Below are 758 nucleotides of genomic sequence, written 5' to 3'. Positions count from 1 at the left end.
CTTAAGGGCTGGTCCCCGTTCGCTCGCCGCTACTTGGGGAATCTCGGTTGATTTCTTTTCCTCCGGGTACTTAGATGTTTCAGTTCCCCGGGTTTGCCTCTATAGGTTATGTATTGGCCTATAGATACTCACCTGATGGTGAGTGGGTTTCCCCATTCGGAAATCGTTGGGTCGCAGGGTATTTGCCACCTCGCCAACGCTTATCGCAGGCTATCACGTCCTTCATCGCCTCTGGCTGCCAAGGCATCCACCGTATGCGCTTAATCGCTTGACCATATAACCCCAAGGGGTCTGTCAAGGATTACGAATCTGTCGGACCTCTCCGACATATCGTTTGATGGAGATGTGCTTGGCGCACATTCCATCGTCAGCATGATTCACATTGTTAAAGAGCGGCTGTTCAGAGAACAGTGAGAAGTCACACAACCTTCTCGAGGAAGGCGATATGCTTGTCACTGTGAACTGTCAGCGTTATCAGGTAGTAGAAGCTTGAACCGGAACTTGATGGTGGAGCCAAGCGGGATCGAACCGCTGACCTCCTGCGTGCAAGGCAGGCGCTCTCCCAGCTGAGCTATGGCCCCAAAAGTCGGCAAACCGTGTCGACAAAAGCACGAAGCTTTTGGTGGGTCTGGGCAGATTTGAACTGCCGACCTCACCCTTATCAGGGGTGCGCTCTAACCAACTGAGCTACAGACCCGACACTACTACTCGATAAACTAACTTGATCAGGTAATTCGTTGTGAGCACTTGCCGCGAGC

2 tRNA genes and 1 rRNA gene are annotated in these 758 nt (G+C 52.2%); all 3 read right to left on the bottom strand.

The window, feature by feature from the left end:
- Positions 1–274: ribosomal RNA gene (locus HXS66_RS17215) — 23S ribosomal RNA — on the bottom strand; the annotation flags it as partial.
- Between the two features lie 231 nt (positions 275–505).
- Positions 506–581: transfer RNA gene (locus tag HXS66_RS17210), tRNA-Ala, on the bottom strand.
- A 39-nt stretch (positions 582–620) separates the two neighbouring features.
- Positions 621–697 (bottom strand) — tRNA-Ile (locus HXS66_RS17205).
- Between the last annotated feature and the right edge of the window lie 61 nt (positions 698–758).

This window comes from Cobetia sp. 5-11-6-3 (genome assembly GCF_013374055.1).
In the GTDB taxonomy this organism is placed as follows: domain Bacteria; phylum Pseudomonadota; class Gammaproteobacteria; order Pseudomonadales; family Halomonadaceae; genus Cobetia; species Cobetia marina.
Note: the sequence above shows the minus strand (reverse complement) of the source record. Positions and strands in the feature narration are given on the sequence as shown.